At 63.8% G+C, this 15,265-nt stretch carries 17 protein-coding genes; 7 read left to right on the top strand and 10 right to left on the bottom strand.

Annotated features, from left to right (window positions below; all coding sequences use genetic code 11):
- Window positions 1–26: 26 nt before the first annotated feature.
- Both GGD62_RS14165 and GGD62_RS14160 read right to left on the bottom strand, forming a co-directional pair.
- Window positions 27–1,220: a low temperature requirement protein A gene (locus GGD62_RS14165; RefSeq protein WP_183708852.1), complete on the bottom strand. Its 1,194-nt coding sequence runs from the start codon at window positions 1,218–1,220 to the stop codon at window positions 27–29.
- A gap of 25 nt (window positions 1,221–1,245) precedes the next feature.
- Entirely contained in the window at window positions 1,246–1,482 is a 237-nt protein-coding gene (locus GGD62_RS14160; RefSeq protein ID WP_018316584.1) for a BolA family protein, read from the bottom strand.
- Between the two features lie 176 nt (window positions 1,483–1,658).
- Here GGD62_RS14160 and GGD62_RS14155 point away from each other — a divergent pair, with 176 nt between their 5' ends.
- Together GGD62_RS14155 and GGD62_RS14150 are read left to right on the top strand one after the other, a co-directional pair.
- Complete coding sequence (locus tag GGD62_RS14155; RefSeq protein ID WP_018316585.1) at window positions 1,659–2,018, top strand: DUF427 domain-containing protein; 360 nt, start codon at window positions 1,659–1,661, stop codon at window positions 2,016–2,018.
- Between the two features lie 64 nt (window positions 2,019–2,082).
- Window positions 2,083–3,186, top strand: coding sequence for an alpha/beta fold hydrolase (locus tag GGD62_RS14150; protein WP_183708851.1), 1,104 nt, complete (start codon window positions 2,083–2,085; stop codon window positions 3,184–3,186).
- A 49-nt stretch (window positions 3,187–3,235) separates the two neighbouring features.
- Here the strand turns inward: GGD62_RS14150 and GGD62_RS14145 are convergent, their stop codons facing one another.
- Window positions 3,236–3,409 carry a DUF1328 domain-containing protein gene (locus GGD62_RS14145; protein WP_018316587.1) on the bottom strand — a complete coding sequence of 58 codons (174 nt, stop codon included), beginning with the start codon at window positions 3,407–3,409 and terminating at the stop codon, window positions 3,236–3,238.
- 205 nt (window positions 3,410–3,614) lie between these two features.
- On the opposite strand from GGD62_RS14145, the gene GGD62_RS14140 reads away from it, so the two are divergent.
- Entirely contained in the window at window positions 3,615–4,802 is a 1,188-nt protein-coding gene (locus GGD62_RS14140; RefSeq protein WP_018316588.1) for an acyltransferase, read from the top strand.
- A gap of 152 nt (window positions 4,803–4,954) precedes the next feature.
- Here the strand turns inward: GGD62_RS14140 and purL are convergent, their stop codons facing one another.
- Window positions 4,955–7,165: a phosphoribosylformylglycinamidine synthase subunit PurL gene (gene purL / locus GGD62_RS14135; RefSeq protein WP_018316589.1), complete on the bottom strand. Its 2,211-nt coding sequence runs from the start codon at window positions 7,163–7,165 to the stop codon at window positions 4,955–4,957.
- Window positions 7,166–7,349: 184 nt separating this feature from the next.
- Here purL and GGD62_RS14130 point away from each other — a divergent pair, with 184 nt between their 5' ends.
- Both GGD62_RS14130 and GGD62_RS14125 read left to right on the top strand, forming a co-directional pair.
- Window positions 7,350–7,829, top strand: coding sequence for a PaaI family thioesterase (locus tag GGD62_RS14130; protein WP_018316590.1), 480 nt, complete (start codon window positions 7,350–7,352; stop codon window positions 7,827–7,829).
- A gap of 76 nt (window positions 7,830–7,905) precedes the next feature.
- Window positions 7,906–8,871, top strand: a complete 966-nt coding sequence (locus GGD62_RS14125) for a DMT family transporter (protein WP_183708850.1) — start codon at window positions 7,906–7,908, stop codon at window positions 8,869–8,871.
- Window positions 8,872–9,066: 195 nt separating this feature from the next.
- On the opposite strand, the gene GGD62_RS14120 is transcribed toward GGD62_RS14125, so the two are convergent.
- Together GGD62_RS14120 and GGD62_RS14115 are read right to left on the bottom strand one after the other, a co-directional pair.
- Window positions 9,067–9,804, bottom strand: coding sequence for a tetratricopeptide repeat protein (locus tag GGD62_RS14120; RefSeq protein ID WP_183708849.1), 738 nt, complete (start codon window positions 9,802–9,804; stop codon window positions 9,067–9,069).
- 238 nt (window positions 9,805–10,042) lie between these two features.
- Complete coding sequence (locus GGD62_RS14115) at window positions 10,043–10,639, bottom strand: TetR/AcrR family transcriptional regulator (RefSeq protein ID WP_183708848.1); 597 nt, start codon at window positions 10,637–10,639, stop codon at window positions 10,043–10,045.
- A gap of 127 nt (window positions 10,640–10,766) precedes the next feature.
- Here GGD62_RS14115 and GGD62_RS14110 point away from each other — a divergent pair, with 127 nt between their 5' ends.
- A complete protein-coding gene (locus GGD62_RS14110; RefSeq protein ID WP_018316594.1) occupies window positions 10,767–11,156 on the top strand; it encodes a RidA family protein in 390 nt (129 codons plus the stop codon).
- A gap of 50 nt (window positions 11,157–11,206) precedes the next feature.
- Here the strand turns inward: GGD62_RS14110 and GGD62_RS14105 are convergent, their stop codons facing one another.
- Both GGD62_RS14105 and purQ read right to left on the bottom strand, forming a co-directional pair.
- Window positions 11,207–12,193: a tripartite tricarboxylate transporter substrate binding protein BugD gene (locus GGD62_RS14105; protein WP_018316595.1), complete on the bottom strand. Its 987-nt coding sequence runs from the start codon at window positions 12,191–12,193 to the stop codon at window positions 11,207–11,209.
- Window positions 12,190–12,891 (bottom strand): phosphoribosylformylglycinamidine synthase subunit PurQ, encoded by a 702-nt coding sequence (gene purQ / locus GGD62_RS14100; protein WP_183234773.1) that lies wholly within the window; start codon window positions 12,889–12,891, stop codon window positions 12,190–12,192. Before purQ ends, GGD62_RS14105 begins: the two co-directional genes overlap by 4 nt.
- A 165-nt stretch (window positions 12,892–13,056) precedes the next feature.
- Here purQ and GGD62_RS14095 point away from each other — a divergent pair, with 165 nt between their 5' ends.
- The gene (locus GGD62_RS14095) at window positions 13,057–14,073 is read left to right on the top strand and encodes a magnesium and cobalt transport protein CorA (RefSeq protein WP_018316597.1); all 1,017 of its coding nucleotides are present in this window, start codon (window positions 13,057–13,059) and stop codon (window positions 14,071–14,073) included.
- Window positions 14,074–14,177: 104 nt separating this feature from the next.
- Here the strand turns inward: GGD62_RS14095 and purS are convergent, their stop codons facing one another.
- Both purS and purC read right to left on the bottom strand, forming a co-directional pair.
- Entirely contained in the window at window positions 14,178–14,420 is a 243-nt protein-coding gene (gene purS / locus GGD62_RS14090; RefSeq protein ID WP_179734149.1) for a phosphoribosylformylglycinamidine synthase subunit PurS, read from the bottom strand.
- 13 nt (window positions 14,421–14,433) lie between these two features.
- Complete coding sequence (purC, locus tag GGD62_RS14085) at window positions 14,434–15,201, bottom strand: phosphoribosylaminoimidazolesuccinocarboxamide synthase (protein ID WP_173015815.1); 768 nt, start codon at window positions 15,199–15,201, stop codon at window positions 14,434–14,436.
- Between the last annotated feature and the right edge of the window lie 64 nt (window positions 15,202–15,265).

Here is a 15,265-nt window from a genome sequence, read left to right as displayed (position 1 = left end):
AGACGCTTGCTCAGACCGCTCCAGAGTCAGTGCTCCTCGGCCTCTTCCGGAGCAGATCCCAGCGACACCGATTCCCACACCGCGACGACGATCATGATCATCGTCGACGCGACCGACAGCCAGAGCGGCGGGAGGCCGGCGGCGAACCACCACAGCAACAGCAGCAGCATGATGCCGATGCCGTGCGAGAGCTGGAGGAAGCCGCGGATCGCGTGCTTGAACAGGATGGTGCCGATCAGGAACACCAGCGGCCCGCCGATCGTGCTCACGATGGTGCGCACGTCGGAATGGCCGGTCGGGTGCTTCAGCACCAGCTCGTCCGAGACCGCGGTCAGGATGATGCCGGCGATGATCGGCGTGTGCAGATAGGTATAGGCGAGCCGCGCCAGGCGGCCGGATTCGGTGGACTTCGAGATCCGCTCCGAGCCGGCCTCGGCGCCCTTGTGGAAATAGACCCACCACATCGCGATGGCGCCGACCAGTGCGGAGACGAAGGCCATGATGTTGTCCGCAGTCCAGTCCAGCTCGGCGAAGGTCGCGCCGTTGACGACGACGGCTTCGCCGAGCGCGATGATGACGAAGAGCGAGCAACGCTCGGCCATGTGGCCGCCCTCGACGGCCCAGGCCTCGACCGACGAGAAGCCCAGTTTCGGAACCCAGAAGCGCACCGCCGGCGAGACGTACTCCCAGGCGACTGCCGCAATCCACAGCCATAGCCGCGTCTCGCCTTCGGACAGGCCGCCTGCGATCCACAACACCGCGGAGATCGCGAGCCAGGTCAGAATGCGGATCGCGTTGTGGCGGACCGCGGTCCGATGCCGCGGCGTCGCGAACAGCCAGAAGGCCGTGCGCCCGATTTGCATCGCCGCGTAGGCGATCGCAAACCACAGACCCCGCCCGTCGAAGGCGGTCGGGATCGTCGTCGACAGCACCAGCCCGCCCAGCATCATCAAAAAGAGCATGACGCGGACCGGCGTCAGCTCCGGATTGAGCCAGTTGGTGACCCAGGCGGTATAGACCCACACCCACCACACCGCGAGAAACAGCACCGTGACGTGCACTGCGCCGAGCGGCGTGAAATGGTGCAGCAGCGTATGCGACACCTGCGTGACGGCGAAGACGAAGACGAGGTCGAAGAACAGCTCGACATTGGTGACGCGGCTGTGCTGGTTCGGCACGATGACGCGAAACATCGCGCCGCGAGAATTGTCCGCAGCCATCGTCGTCCCCCGTCGCGCGATCAGATCAAGCGCCCGGCACGCCAGTTTGCAGCGCCAGCGCGTGCAGCACGCCGCCCATCTGGCCGCGCAGGGACTGATAGACGATCTGGTGCTGCTGGACGCGGGATTTGCCACGGAAAGATTCCGAGATCACGGTCGCGGCATAGTGGTCGCCGTCGCCGGCGAGGTCACGGATGGTCACCTCGGCATCGGGGATCGCTGCCTTGATCATCGCCTCGATATCGTGGGCGTCCATGGGCATTCGGGTCTTGCTCCTTCTGGTCTCGAATCGCTGCCGGGGTCCCCTCTCCGGCAGGGCCAAACTTAGCGTGAACGGACTTCTGCGTCACGCTTTCCGGCACTATATCCATGATCCCATCAGGATAAAGGCACGACAAAGTGCCGCGCGCGGCAGATTGATCGAAAAGGTGTGAAATCATGAAGCTTCCAGGGCCCGACCATCCCATCACCATCACCCCAAATCCCCGCCGCGTCCGTGTCACCGCGGGCGACATCGTGATCGCCGAAACCAGCAAGGCGCTGACGCTGAAGGAGGCCAGATATCCGGCGGTGCAATATGTGCCGCGGGAGGACACCAACATGGCCCTGCTGGCGCGTACCGACCGCGTCACCCACTGCCCCTACAAGGGGGATGCGAGCTATTACAGCGTTAAGGCCGACGGCAAGGTGCTCGATAATGCGATCTGGACCTACGAGACGCCCTTTCCCGCGATGAGCGAGATTTCCGGCCATCTCGCCTTCTATCCGGATAAGGTGAAAATCGAGGAAGTGGGGTAGGCGCACGCGCTGTGACGCCGGGGCGATCCTGGATCGCCTCCTTCCAGTCGACACAAGGCACGAGATGCCGCGCCGGGCCGCAAGACTGATTGGGGTCTCGTTGCTGGGATTGTCCGGCATCCTTGTTGTGCTCGCTGCTGCCGGGCTGGGTTTTCGTGCCTATCGTCAGCACCTTGCTGCCCAAACTCTCGCGATCCGCTCTCCTGCCGGCGTGCAGGAGGGAGAGTTCATCGAGATCGGCGGCATCAAGCAATGGATTCAAATCCGCGGCGAGGATCGGGATAACCCGGTTCTCCTGTTCGTCCACGGCGGCCCCGGCGGCTCCACCCTGCCGATCTCCTCGGGTTGGCGCGCCTGGGAGAAGCATTTCACCGTCGTGCAGTGGGACCAGCGCGGCACTGGACGCACCTTTGGCGCGGCTGGAGACGCGCTCGGCCCCACGATGACACTGGAGCGGATGACGCAAGACGGCATCGAATTGGCCGAGTACCTGCGCACGCATTTGCACAAGGACAAGATCGTCCTGGTCGGGCATTCCTGGGGCTCATTCCTGGGAATTCGGATGGCGAAGCAACGTCCGGATCTGTTCTCGGCCTATGTCGGCACGGGCCAGGTGGTCGGCAGGGCAACCTTTGAGAAGGCCTTCGAGCTCACGATCGCGCGCCTGCAGCGGCTTGCGGCAGCGGCCAACAACAAGGAGGCTCTGGCCGAGTTGGCGCCGATCGCTTCGCAGCCGGTCCTCACCCCGGAGAATCGCCTGATTGCGGACAAATGGAGCAATGTGCTGGGTCTGCCGCTCGCCGACGGCTTCCAATTGGCCGGTCCCATCCCGCCGCTCTTCATGCCGGACGTCTCGCTGCTTGATCTGTACAATTGGCGGAAGGGCGCCGCCTTCTCGGCAAAGTACCTGACGGGACGGAACGGGCCGATGTTTCAGAGCGACATGGCCTCAATGGGGTTCGAGTTTTCAATACCCATGTTCTTCATCGAGGGCGATGCAGACGCCGTGACGCCGGGAGGACCCGCCGAGCAATTTTTCAACCTGATCACGGCCCCGCATAAGGAATTCGTCTGGGTTCGCGGCGGAGACCATTTCATTCCGTTCGATCGCCCCGATGAGTTCTTGGCGGAGCTGGTGGCTCGCATAAGACCGTTCGCAAGCCTTTGACGGCCTGCGCCTGGGGGCCGGCGCCCGTTCCGGTCCGACCTACTGCCCGCTACGCCCTGAAGATCGTGAGCCCCAATATCAGCAGCACCAGGAAGATCACGACGAAGACGTAGAACAGGAAGCGGGCGATATCGGCGGAGACGGTCGAGATGCCGGTGAAACCGAGCACGCCGGCCACGATCGAGACAAGTAGGAAGATCAGCGCCCATTTCAGGATCGTCATTGCCAGCTCCGAATTGTGCCGCTTGTCGCGGCCGTCAGCCCTTCCCTTCGGCGGACGCTAACTTCGCTGCGCGGAACTGGTTCCTACGGGTGTCAGGACCCAAGTCGGGCTCAAGTGGGGCTCAACTACCGCGCAAACGAGCCTTGCTGAATCCGGCTCGCGGCGGCACAGTCCAGCCCGGGGCAGGAGTGCGGGGGCGACCAAGATGACGATGGCAGATTCAGCGACGATCGGCGCGGAGGTGCATGCCGCGCCGAAAAGCAAGGCGCGCAATTTGGCGATTGATCGCGCCCGCACCTTCCTGACTCTGGTGGTGCTGCTGCATCACGCGGTGATCCCCTATACCTATTTCGGTCATACCGATCCGAAGTACTTCTTCGGCTTCGACATGATCGTGCTCGCCACCGACAGTTTCTTCATGGCGATGTTCTTCTTCCTGTCGGGGCTGTTCGCCTGGTCTGGCATCGCCCGGAAGGGAGCACGGAGCTATTTGGCAGATCGCCTGCTTCGGCTTGGCTTACCCTTCGCGATCTGCGCCCTTACGGTCATTCCGCTCGCCTACTACGCGATCTCCCTGCGGCAGCATCCCGAGATCGGCTTTTCGGAATTCTGGTGGAATATGGTCACGAAGGGCCCGTGGCCGAGCGGGCCGATTTGGTTCCTTTGGGTCTTGTTCGCTTTCGACCTGGTTGCCTGCCTGCTGCACCGGCTGTCGCCCAATCTGCTCGATCCGATCAATCGCCTCTCGCTATACGGTCGCCGTCGGCCCGCCGTGTTCTTCGCGGTCATGCTTGCCGTCACCGCGGCGTTCTACATTCCCGGGAGGGTTCACTTCGGACCAAGCAGTTGGTTCGAGTTCGGGCCGTTCTCGGTCCAGCACGGGCGCGTGATGCTCTACGCGACCTACTTCTTTTTCGGTGCAGGCATCGGCGTTGCGCAAATGGATCGCGGGCTGCTCGCTGTCGACGGCCGGATGGCAAAGGTCAGCTGGGACTGGATGGTGCTGGCGATCGTTCCGTATTGCCTCTTGTGGGTGCTGATCTTTATCAAGCGCGAAATACTGGGCAACCCGTCGCCGTTGCCGGACTGGTATGAAGCGCTCTATGCCATCTGCTTCACTGTCTTCAGCGTGGCCATCATGTTTCTGATCCTGGCCTTTTTCCAGAGGTTCAGGCAATCAGGCTCAGCCAAGCTGCTCGATCCAATGCAGAGCGACGCGTTCGGCATGTTCCTGGTGCACTATCCAATCGCACTGTGGCTGCAATATTGGCTGTTCGACTATGGCCTGCCGGCGATCGTCAAGGCCACGATCGGATTTGTACTGACAGTCATGGCGAGCTGGGCGCTGACGCGAGCGTTGCGGCAGATCCCGGGCGCGACGAAGGTGCTTTGAGGAAGCGGCACCGGCCTCCTATCGTCGTTGCGAGCGCAGCGAAGCAATCCATCTCACCGCAGGCAGCAGTGTGGATTGCGTCGTCGCGGAGCCTGTCATCGGGCCCGCCAAAGGCGGGACCCGGTGGCTCCTCGCAATGACGGATGGCGTCGCTACGCCGCCTTCCCACCCATATATTCCGGCAGCCAGCGCTCGAACGACTTACGGAGCGCATCGATCGCCACGGGCGCTTCGCCCGCGATCGCGATCGCATCGCCGCCGGTGGTGCCGATCCGCACGCAGGGCACTTCGCAGCCACGCATCTTGGCAAGTACGCGGCCGGCTTCGGTTTCCGGCACGGTGACGAGATAGCGCGCCTGGTCCTCACCGAACCAATAGGCCTGCGAGATCAGCGAGGTCGGCGCCGCCAGCAGCTTGGCCCCGATGCCGCCCGCCATCGCCATCTCGGCCAGCGCGATCAACAGACCGCCGTCGGAGAGGTCGTGCACGGCAGTTGCAGTACCGCCATGGATCATGCCGCGCACGCAATCGCCGTTGCGCTTCTCGGCGGCGAGATCGACCGGCGGCGGCGCGCCCTCCTCGCGACCGCAGATATCGCGCAGGTAAACGGACTGGCCGAGCCAGCCATGGGTCTCGCCCACCAGGAGGATCGCTTCGCCCTCGGCCTTGAAGGCGAGCGAGGCAGATTTGGTGAAATCGTCGAGCAGGCCGACGCCGCCGATCGAGGGCGTCGGCAGGATCGCGCGGCCGTTGGTCTCGTTGTAGAGCGAGACGTTGCCGGAGACGACCGGAAAGTCCAGCGTGCGGCAGGCTTCCGAGATGCCCTTCAGGCAGCCGACGAACTGGCCCATGATCTCGGGCCGCTCAGGATTGCCGAAATTGAGATTGTCGGTGATCGCGAGCGGCTTGCCACCGACCGCGGTGATGTTGCGCCAGGCTTCCGCCACCGCCTGCTTGCCACCCTCAAACGGATCCGCCTCGCAATAGCGCGGCGTGACGTCGACGGTGAGCGCGAGGCCCTTCGGCCCGTCCTCGACGCGCACGACCGCTGCATCGCCGCCGGGACGCTGCATGGTGTTGCCGAGGATGACGTGGTCGTACTGCTCCCAGACCCAGCGCTTAGAGCACATGTCAGGCGAGCCGATCAGCTTCTCCAGCGCAGGCCCGAGGCCCATCGGCGCCGGCACGTCGCGCGCATGCACGACCGGCAACGCGGCGGAGGGGACATGCGGACGGTCGTAGAGCGGCGCCTCGTCGCCGAGCTCCTTGATCGGCAGATCGGCCATGACGTCACCGCCATGCTTGACCACGAAGCGCTTACTCGGCGTGGTGTAGCCGACCACGGCAAAGTCGAGGCCCCACTTCTTGAAGATCGCCTCGGCTTCCTTTTCCTTCTCGGGCTTGAGCACCATGAGCATGCGCTCCTGGCTTTCCGAGAGCATCATCTCGTAGGCGCTCATCCCGGTCTCGCGGGTCGGCACCGCATCGAGATCGAGGTCGACGCCGAGGTCGCCCTTGGCGCCCATCTCGACGGCCGAGCAGGTCAGGCCCGCCGCGCCCATGTCCTGGATCGCGATGACGCAGCCCTTCTCCATGATCTCGAGGCAGGCTTCGAGCAGCAGCTTCTCGGCGAAGGGGTCGCCGACCTGCACCGTCGGGCGCTTCTCCTCGGACTTGTCATCGAACTCGGCCGAGGCCATCGAGGCGCCGTGGATGCCGTCGCGCCCCGTCTTGGAGCCGAGATAGACGATCGGCATGTTCACGCCGGAGGCCGCCGCATAGAAGATCTTGTCGGCATCGGCGAGGCCTACCGCCATTGCGTTGACGAGGATGTTGCCGTCATAGCGGGTGTGGAAGCGCACCTGGCCGCCGACCGTCGGCACGCCGAAGGAATTGCCGTAGCCGCCGACGCCGGCAACGACGCCGGAGACGAGATGCCGGGTCCTGGCATGCTCGGGCGCGCCGAAGCTGAGCGCATTCAGGCAGGCAATCGGCCGCGCCCCCATCGTGAACACGTCGCGCAAGATGCCGCCGACGCCGGTGGTCGCACCCTGATAGGGCTCGATGTAGCTCGGGTGGTTGTGGCTCTCCATCTTGAAGACCACGGCCTGGCCGTCGCCGATGTCGATCACGCCGGCATTCTCGCCGGGGCCCTGGATCACCCAGGGCGCCTTGGTCGGCAGGCCCTTGAGATGGATGCGTGACGACTTGTACGAGCAGTGCTCGTTCCACATCGCCGAGAAGATGCCGAGCTCGGTGAAGGTCGGTTCCCGCCCGATCAGCTTCAGGATGCGCTCGTATTCGTCGGGCTTGAGCCCGTGGGCGGCAACCAGTTCGGGGGTGATCTTGGGTTCGTTCTTCATGGATTCGAGGCTTTCGGCGGCGGTTTGGCCGTTCTTAGGAACATCGGGGGCTTCCGGAAAGCCCTTTCTGGCGCATTTTCCCGCTGTCCCAGGTTTTGCAGGCGGGGACGGCGGGAACAGGAATTGCACGGCGCGGACGGATCGGATTTAAGGGCTAAAGACCCGCAATTGAAGGCCCATTTCCTTGCACGAATTGACCAAAGCGTCCCCGCCCCGCCGCCCCGACCTCCACGTCGCCACCGAGGGCGAATTTGTGGGCTGGCGGACCTGGATTCGCGACAGTTTTGAGTCCCATGTTGGCCCCTTCTGGCACCGGATCGAGGCGGACGGCAGCGTCCGCAGCGCCTTTCGGGTCGAGAAAAAGCACCTCAACGGCTCCGGGAACGTCCACGGCGGCTGCTACATGGCCTTTGCCGACTATTCCCTGTTTGCGATCGCCACCCATGTCCTGGACAGCCGGGCGGTGACGACCAACTTCGCCTGCGAATTCCTCGACGCGGCACGCGAGGGCGAGCTGATCGAATGCACCGGCGAGGTCACCCGCGCCGGCGGCTCGCTGATCTTCCTGCGCGGCAAGATGATGTCCGGGACACGGGTGCTGCTGACCTTTTCCGGCACGATCAAGCGGATGAAGCGGAAGGCGCTACCTCAGCCAAACGCATAGCTCGCCGGCTTCCCTTTTCAGGTCCCCTCGCCCAGACTTCCCGGCAAGCGCTATCGCGCCGGGGAGCAGGAACAAGGTGCCGCAGAGCACATCGGAGGCGGGGCGCTCAGCGGCCTCCGTTTCATCGCCGTTGCCGTCCATGGCCGCAACCGGCGCGCGCAACTGGCGCGACTATGCGCTGCTGCTCGCGCTCGCCTGCTGCTGGAGCTCGACCTACCCGCTGGCCAAGCTGGCGCTTCCCACCATCCCGCCCATCACCTTCATCTCGGCACGCTCGCTGATCGCGGCTGCCTTCCTGTTCGCGATCCTGTGGATGCGCGGCATCAGGGTCCCGACCGACGCGAAGGTGTGGAAGCTGTTCGCGACCCAGCAATTGATCAACTCGACCTTTCCGTTCCTGATCATCACCTGGTCGCAGCAATATGTGCCGGCGTCGAACACGGTGGTGCTGGCCTCGACGACACCGATCTTCGCGTTCCTGATCACCTCGCTGATCACCCGGCATGAGCCGGCAACGCTGCTCAAGCTCGCCGGCGCGATGTTGGGACTCGCCGGCACGATTCTCATCGTCGGCCTCGACGCGCTGCGCGGCTTCGGGAGCGAGATCGTGGCGGAAATCGCGATTTTGCTCGCGACCATCTCCTTTGCCTGCGCCACGATCTTCGGCCTTCGCCTCTCCGAATACGACCCGATGGTGGTGGCGGCCGGCTCGCTGTTGTTCGGCGGCCTCATCCTGTTGCCGCCCTCGCTGATCATCGATCAGCCCTGGACGCTGCAGCCGACCTCGACCGCAATCGTCGCCACCATCGTCATGGGAATCGTCTCGAGCGCGCTGGGCTTGATGCTGTTCTACGTCTGCCTCGGCCGGCTCGGCACGCTGACCACGAACGCGCAAGGCTATTTGCGCATCCCGATCGGCGTCGGCCTCTCCGTGCTGCTGCTCGGCGAGAGCGTGCCGTCCAACCTCGCGCTCGGCCTGCTGCTGGTGATGGCGGGTGTTGCGGCCATGACGGTGCCGGCGGAGCGTCTGAAGCTGCGCTGAAGCACAATGAGCTTGGCTTGAATCGATGCTGGGCCAGCACGGGATCACCTCTCCCGCTTGCGGGAGAGGTCGTATCGCATCGAAGATGCGATACGGGTGAGGGCTCTATCCTCTTGGGGAGTCCCACCGCGGAGATACCCTCTCCCCACCCCTCTCCCGCAAGCGGGAGAGGGAGCCGAGTCCCACCGCCACCGCTCAAGCCGAAATCTGCTTCTCCGCGATCGACAGCCATTCGGCCTGCGCCTTGCGCAGATATTTCGGCGCGCGCCGCATCTGGATCAGGAGCTCGTTGAAGACCATGCGTGCCTCGGCGCTGCGGCCGACCGTTTGCAGCAGCATGCCGTAGCGCACCCGCGCTTCAGCGCCCGGAAAGTAGCCGGCGAGCGCGTGATATTCCTCGAGCGCCTCGTCGAGCCGGCCGACCTCCGCGAGCGCGCGGGCATAGAGCAGATGCGCGTCGGCGGAATCGAAATCCGGCCATTGCTTCTGCAGATCGTCCAGTGTCGCAAGCGCGTCTGCCGGGCGCTTGGCCGAAAATTCCGCTTGCGCCTTGCGAAGCGCGTAGGCGGGATCGTGGCCCATCGGCAGCTTCAGAATGTGATCATAATGCTGCTCGGCCTCGCCGAACCGGCCGATATTTGCGCATTCTTCGGCCAGCGCTGCACGATTGGCGATGGTGTCGGCGCCGGCCAGGTGGTCGGACAGCTCACGATAGCGCTTCTCGGGATCGAGCCGGTTGGCAACACGCTGGCGCGCCTGCCGCGCGCCGGGGCTGGAAAACCATTCGGGAATGAGCTCGACCGCGATATAGGCGATCGCGCCCATCAGCGGCACCATCAGGATGATGAAGGCCCAGGGCCGCAACCGTCCGGTTCGCGAGGCGTGGTAGATCAGGGTGATATCGAGCAGCAGAACGACGAGAGCAACGGGCATGTGACATCCGGAAGCACAACGACAGCGCAAGCCTCCTGATATCGCAACTCATACGATGAAACAACTTTGAGTTGCTGCTTCTCGCGAAAATCCACGATATCGAACGCATGCGCCTTGATGGCGACGAGGAGTCAGTCGTCTTGAACGCGATGGGGGTTCATGAATCAGCGGCAGCGCGGCTAATGTCTGGCGCCGCGAGCTGCGCAGGGCGGGGCACGAACATTTGCATCATGCGCAGTCAAGCCGGCTTGAGCAACAATCCGCTTGCCAGCGCTCGAAACGCGTCCACGGCCTTGTCCAGCACGACTTCCGGATCCTCGGCTGCGGCGACCCATAATGCGGCACCGAGCGCGGCGCCGTTCAGCAGTCGCCCGGCTGCTTCAACATCCAAAGGCTTCACCACCTTCTCGTCGATCAGTGACCGGATCGTTCGCATGGTGATATCCAGGCAGGCGTTCTCGCCGGGCCATTTGGATGGATCACCGAGTACGGCAGGTCCATCCAGAAGCATGACGCGCTGAATTTCGGGATCGAGCGCCATTTCGATATAGGCACTGCCCTCTGCGAGCAGGCCCTGCCACAAGGTTGGCGCCTGCTCCCGGATCGCGCGCAGCCGTTCCGCCATTTCGCCATCGATCTGCGCGACGACGGCCCAGAGCAGTCCCTTCTTGTCTTCGAAATTGTGATAGAGCGCGCCCCGCGTCAGCCCAACCGAGGCTGTCAGCTCATCCATCGACGCTTCTGCATAACCCTGCGTGGCGAAGGCTTTGCGCGCAGCGCGGATGAGCTTGGCCCGATTTTCCGCCATGGCTGCGGCACGTTTTCCCTCGATCATGTGCGACCCATTTCCTGTTGACATACGCCCCGTATGTGAGTGATACACTCACATACGAACCGTATATGAACAATGTCACGACCGGCGCCGCGAGGCAATTCGCGATCCCTTTGAAAGGTACAGCCACATGCTCCAGCGCGAGGCCATCTTCCCCGCTCACCGTCACGCACTTTATGAAGCCCATCGGTATTCTGCCGCGATCCGGTCCGGCGACTTGCTGTTCGTATCGGGACAGGTCGGCAGCCGCGAGGACGGCTCACCCGAGCCCGTGTTCGAGGACCAGGTCCGGCGTGCGTTTGCCAATTTGCGCGCGGTGCTCGCAGCTGCCGGATGCACGCTGGACGATGTAGTGGATGTCACCACGTTTCACACCGATCCTGCCCAACAGATCGATACCGTGATGGCTGTCCGCAGCACTGAGATCGGCGACGCGCCCTATCCGAATTGGACGGCTGTTGGCGTGAATTGGCTTGCCGGGTTCGACTTCGAGATCAAGGTCGTCGCGCGGATTCCTTGAGTCGTGCAAAGCCGTCTCCCGCCAACGGGGGAGCCGGCAGAAGCCGCCTGCTACTTGGCGTCGTCCGCCAGCATCTTCCGGTATTTTTCGACGTCTCGCGTCACGAGCTGCTGCAGCAGCTCCGGCGTATGTTCGCCTGCATCGGGCGCAACGGTCGAAAGGTCGGCAAAGCGCTTCTTCACCGCGTCGGTCTCCACGGCCGTGCGCGCTGCGGCGTTCAGCTTGGCAATCACGGCCGCTGGCGTGCCCTTCGGCGCGAACAGGCCGTTCCAGCCCTGCGCCTCGAATTCGGGCAGGCCCGCCTCCACCGACGTCGGCAGGTCGGGCAGCGTGGCGAGCCGCACGGTCGAGCCGACCACGAGCCCCTTCACCAGCTTCTCGTTGATCGATTGCGAGACCGAGGCGGCGGCATCGCAGACGCCATCGATCTGGCTGCCGACGGCGTCGGTGAGCGCGGGCGCGGCGCCGCGATAGCCGACCAGCGTCGCGTCGATGCCCGCGGCGGTGACGAAGCTCTTGCAGATCAGATAGTTCGAGGAGCCGACGCCGGCATGGCCGAGATTGATCTTGCCGGGATTGGCCTTGGCGTAGGCGATGAACTCCTTGAGGTCCTTCGCCGGAAAGTCCTTGCGCAGCGCGATGATGCCGAACGTCTTCGCGACCATGGCGATCGGCACGAAAGAGTCAGGCGTGAACGGCAGTTTTGGATAGATCGTGTAGGTCGCGGCGTTGGTGCCGGCATTGCCGATCGCGATGGTGTAGCCGTCGGGCTCGGCGCGGGAGGCGCGCGCCAGCGCGGTCGAGCCGCCGGCCCCCGCAACGTTCTCGATCACGATGGTCTGGCCGAGCGCGATGCCCATCTGCTCGGCCACGGCGCGTGCGATCACGTCCGAGGTGCCGCCGGCCGCGAACGGCACGATCATGGTAACAGGACGCTTGGGATAATCCTGCCCGAACGCGCCAGTTGCGAACGAAAATGACGCGAGCGACAGCGCCGCGATCGCGGCGAGTGACCGCTTCAGCCCGAACGAAATCACGCGGCCTTTTCCAGATGCGCAGTCAGGCCGGCGAACAGGCCGCGGCCGTCGGTGCAGCCCATGATGTCTTCGACATGGTTTTCCGGATGCGGCATCATGCCGAGCACGTTGCCCTTGTCGCTGACGATGCCGGCGATCGAATGCGCCGCGCCGTTGATGTTGCTGTCATCGTCGACCACGCCGGCGGCGGAGCAGTAGCGATAGAGCACCCGCCCCTCGCCTTCGAGCCGCTTGATGGTCTCTTCGTCCGCCTCGTAATTGCCTTCGCCATGGGCGACCGGCACGCGGATCACCTGTCCGGCATTATAGCCGCGGGTGAACGGCGTGTCGGACCGCTCGACGCGCAGATGCACGTCGTGACAGATGAATTTCAGCCGCTCGTTGCGCATCAAGACGCCCGGCAACAGGCCGGACTCGCACAGGATCTGAAACCCGTTGCAGACGCCGAGCACGAGGCCGCCCTTGGCCGCATAGTCGCGCACCGCGTCCATCACCGGCGCGCGCGCGGCAATGGCGCCGCAGCGCAAATAGTCGCCGTAGGAGAAGCCACCCGGCACCACCACGAGATCCGTGCCCGCAGGCAACGCCGTCTCGGCGTGCCAGACCATCGCCGGCTCGCTGCCCGAGATCATCCTCAGTGCACGCGCCATGTCGCGTTCGCGGTTGATTCCGGGAAAGACGAGGATGGCGGCTTTCATGTTCGGGTTCCGACGGTGATGGGAATCGGGCTGGCCAAAGGGCCAATTCGTGAAGAGACATAGCCATTTGACGGGGATTTTACCAGTGCTAGCCTTGCCGGACGGCCTTGTGCACAGGCCATAGCCGAGGCACTTTTGCCCGCGATCTTGCCCGGGATTGAAGCCATGAACGTCCCGTCGCTGCCCACATCCCACTCCGAGCCCGTGTCCACCGAGGGCGTCGTCGCCGCCGGCGCCTATGTCGATGGACGCCGTATCGCCAATATCGCCATCAGCGAGGCCTCGAGTTGGCGGGCCAAGCCCGGCCACGTGGTCTGGATCGGCCTGCACGAGCCCGACATGGCGCTGCTCGGCGCGGTGCAGAAGCAATTCGACCTGCACGAACTGGCGATCGAGGACGCCAATCACGCCCATCAGCGACCCAAGATCGAGCAATATGGCGAGGCCCTGTTCATCGTGGCGCGGACGGCGCAGCTGGTCGAGGGCCGCATCGCCTTCGGCGAGACCCACATCTTCGTCGGCGAAGGTTATCTGGTCTCGGTGCGCCACGGCGCCTCGACGTCCTACACGCCGGTGCGCGAACGCTGCGAAAGCTGCCCGCGGGCACTCGCGCGCGGCGAGGATTACATCCTCTATGCGATCCTCGATTTCATCGTCGACAATTACTCGCCCGTGCTCGAGAGCATTCACGACGAGGTCGAGGGCATCGAGGACGACGTGCTGTCCAAGCCGATCAGCAAAGCCCAGATCGAGCGGCTCTATATGCTGCGCCGCGACCTGTTGCGGCTGCGCAACGCGATCGGGCCACTGGTGGAGGTCTGCCGCCGGCTGGAGCATGACGAGCTGTCGATGGTGCGGCAGGCCATGCAGCCGCTGTTCCGCGACGTCACCGACCACGTCCGCAACATCCAGGAGCGCATCGATTCCATGCGTGAGGTGCTGGCCTTCGCCTTCGAGGCCAGCCTGCTGGTCGGCCAGGCGCAGGAGACGGCGGTGTCGAAGAAGCTCGCCTCGTGGCTTGCGATCATCGCGATCCCGACCGCGCTGGCCGGCATCTACGGCATGAACTTCAAGCACATGCCGGAGCTGGAATGGGAGTACGGTTATTTCATGCTGCTCGGCGTGATGCTGACGGCATGCGGCTCGCTGTATTGGCGGTTTCGCAGAGCCGGGTGGTTGTGAGCGAACCACCCCGTAGCCCGGATGGAGCGAAGCGCAATCCGGGAAAGTGCCATAGCGGATAGCCCCGGATTTCGCTTCGCTCCATCCGGGCTACAAAGGCGGGCCTAGCTAAGCAGCTCCACCCGATAATTCTCGATCACGGTATTCGCCAGCAGCTTGTCGGCGGCTTCCTTCAGCGCGGCTTCCGCCTTGGTCTTGTCGGCGCCGGCGAGCTCGATGTCGAACACCTTGCCCTGGCGGACGCTGGCGACGCCGTCGACGCCGAGCGACTTCAGCGCGCCTTCGATGGCCTTGCCTTGCGGATCGAGGATGCCCGTCTTCAAGGTAACGGTGACACGTGCCTTCACGTCAAAAATCCCCTCAGCTCTTCACCAGCACCGGGCCGGAGCCCTGCGGACGCTCGTTCTCCATGAGGATGCCGAGGCGTTTTGCAACTTCAGTATAGGCCTCGAGCAAGCCGCCGAGATCCCTGCGGAAACGATCCTTGTCGAGCTTCTCGTTCGACTTGATGTCCCACAGACGGCAGCTGTCCGGCGAGATCTCGTCGGCGACGATGATGCGCATCATCTCGTTCTCGAACAGGCGTCCGCATTCCATCTTGAAGTCGACGAGGCGGATGCCGATGCCGAGGAAGAGGCCGGTGAGGAAGTCGTTGACACGGATGGCAAGCGCCATGATGTCGTCGATCTCCTGCGGCGTCGCCCAGCCGAAGGCCGTGATGTGCTCTTCGGACACCATGGGGTCGTTGAGCTGGTCGTTCTTGTAGTAAAATTCGATGATCGAACGGGGCAGCTGGGTGCCCTCCTCGATGCCGAGGCGCTGTGACAGCGAGCCGGCAGCGACGTTCCGCACCACTACCTCGAGCGGCACGATCTCGACCTCGCGAATCAGCTGCTCGCGCATGTTGAGACGGCGGATGAAGTGGGTCGGCACCCCGATGTCGTTGAGGTGCTGAAACAGGTACTCCGAGATCCGGTTGTTGAGGACGCCCTTGCCCTCGATCACCTGATGCTTTTTCGCATTGAACGCGGTCGCGTCGTCCTTGAAGTGCTGGATCAGGGTACCGGGCTCCGGGCCTTCATACAGAACCTTTGCCTTGCCTTCATAAATGCGACGCCGACGGCTCATGGGGATGTACCGTGTTTTGTTGAAATCCATGTATTTGGTGTGCTCCGGTTACTAGGATTACGAC

It is taken from the genome of Bradyrhizobium sp. ERR14 (genome assembly GCF_014198235.1).
Classification (GTDB): domain Bacteria; phylum Pseudomonadota; class Alphaproteobacteria; order Rhizobiales; family Xanthobacteraceae; genus Bradyrhizobium.
This window is presented reverse-complemented; position numbering and strand designations above follow the sequence as displayed.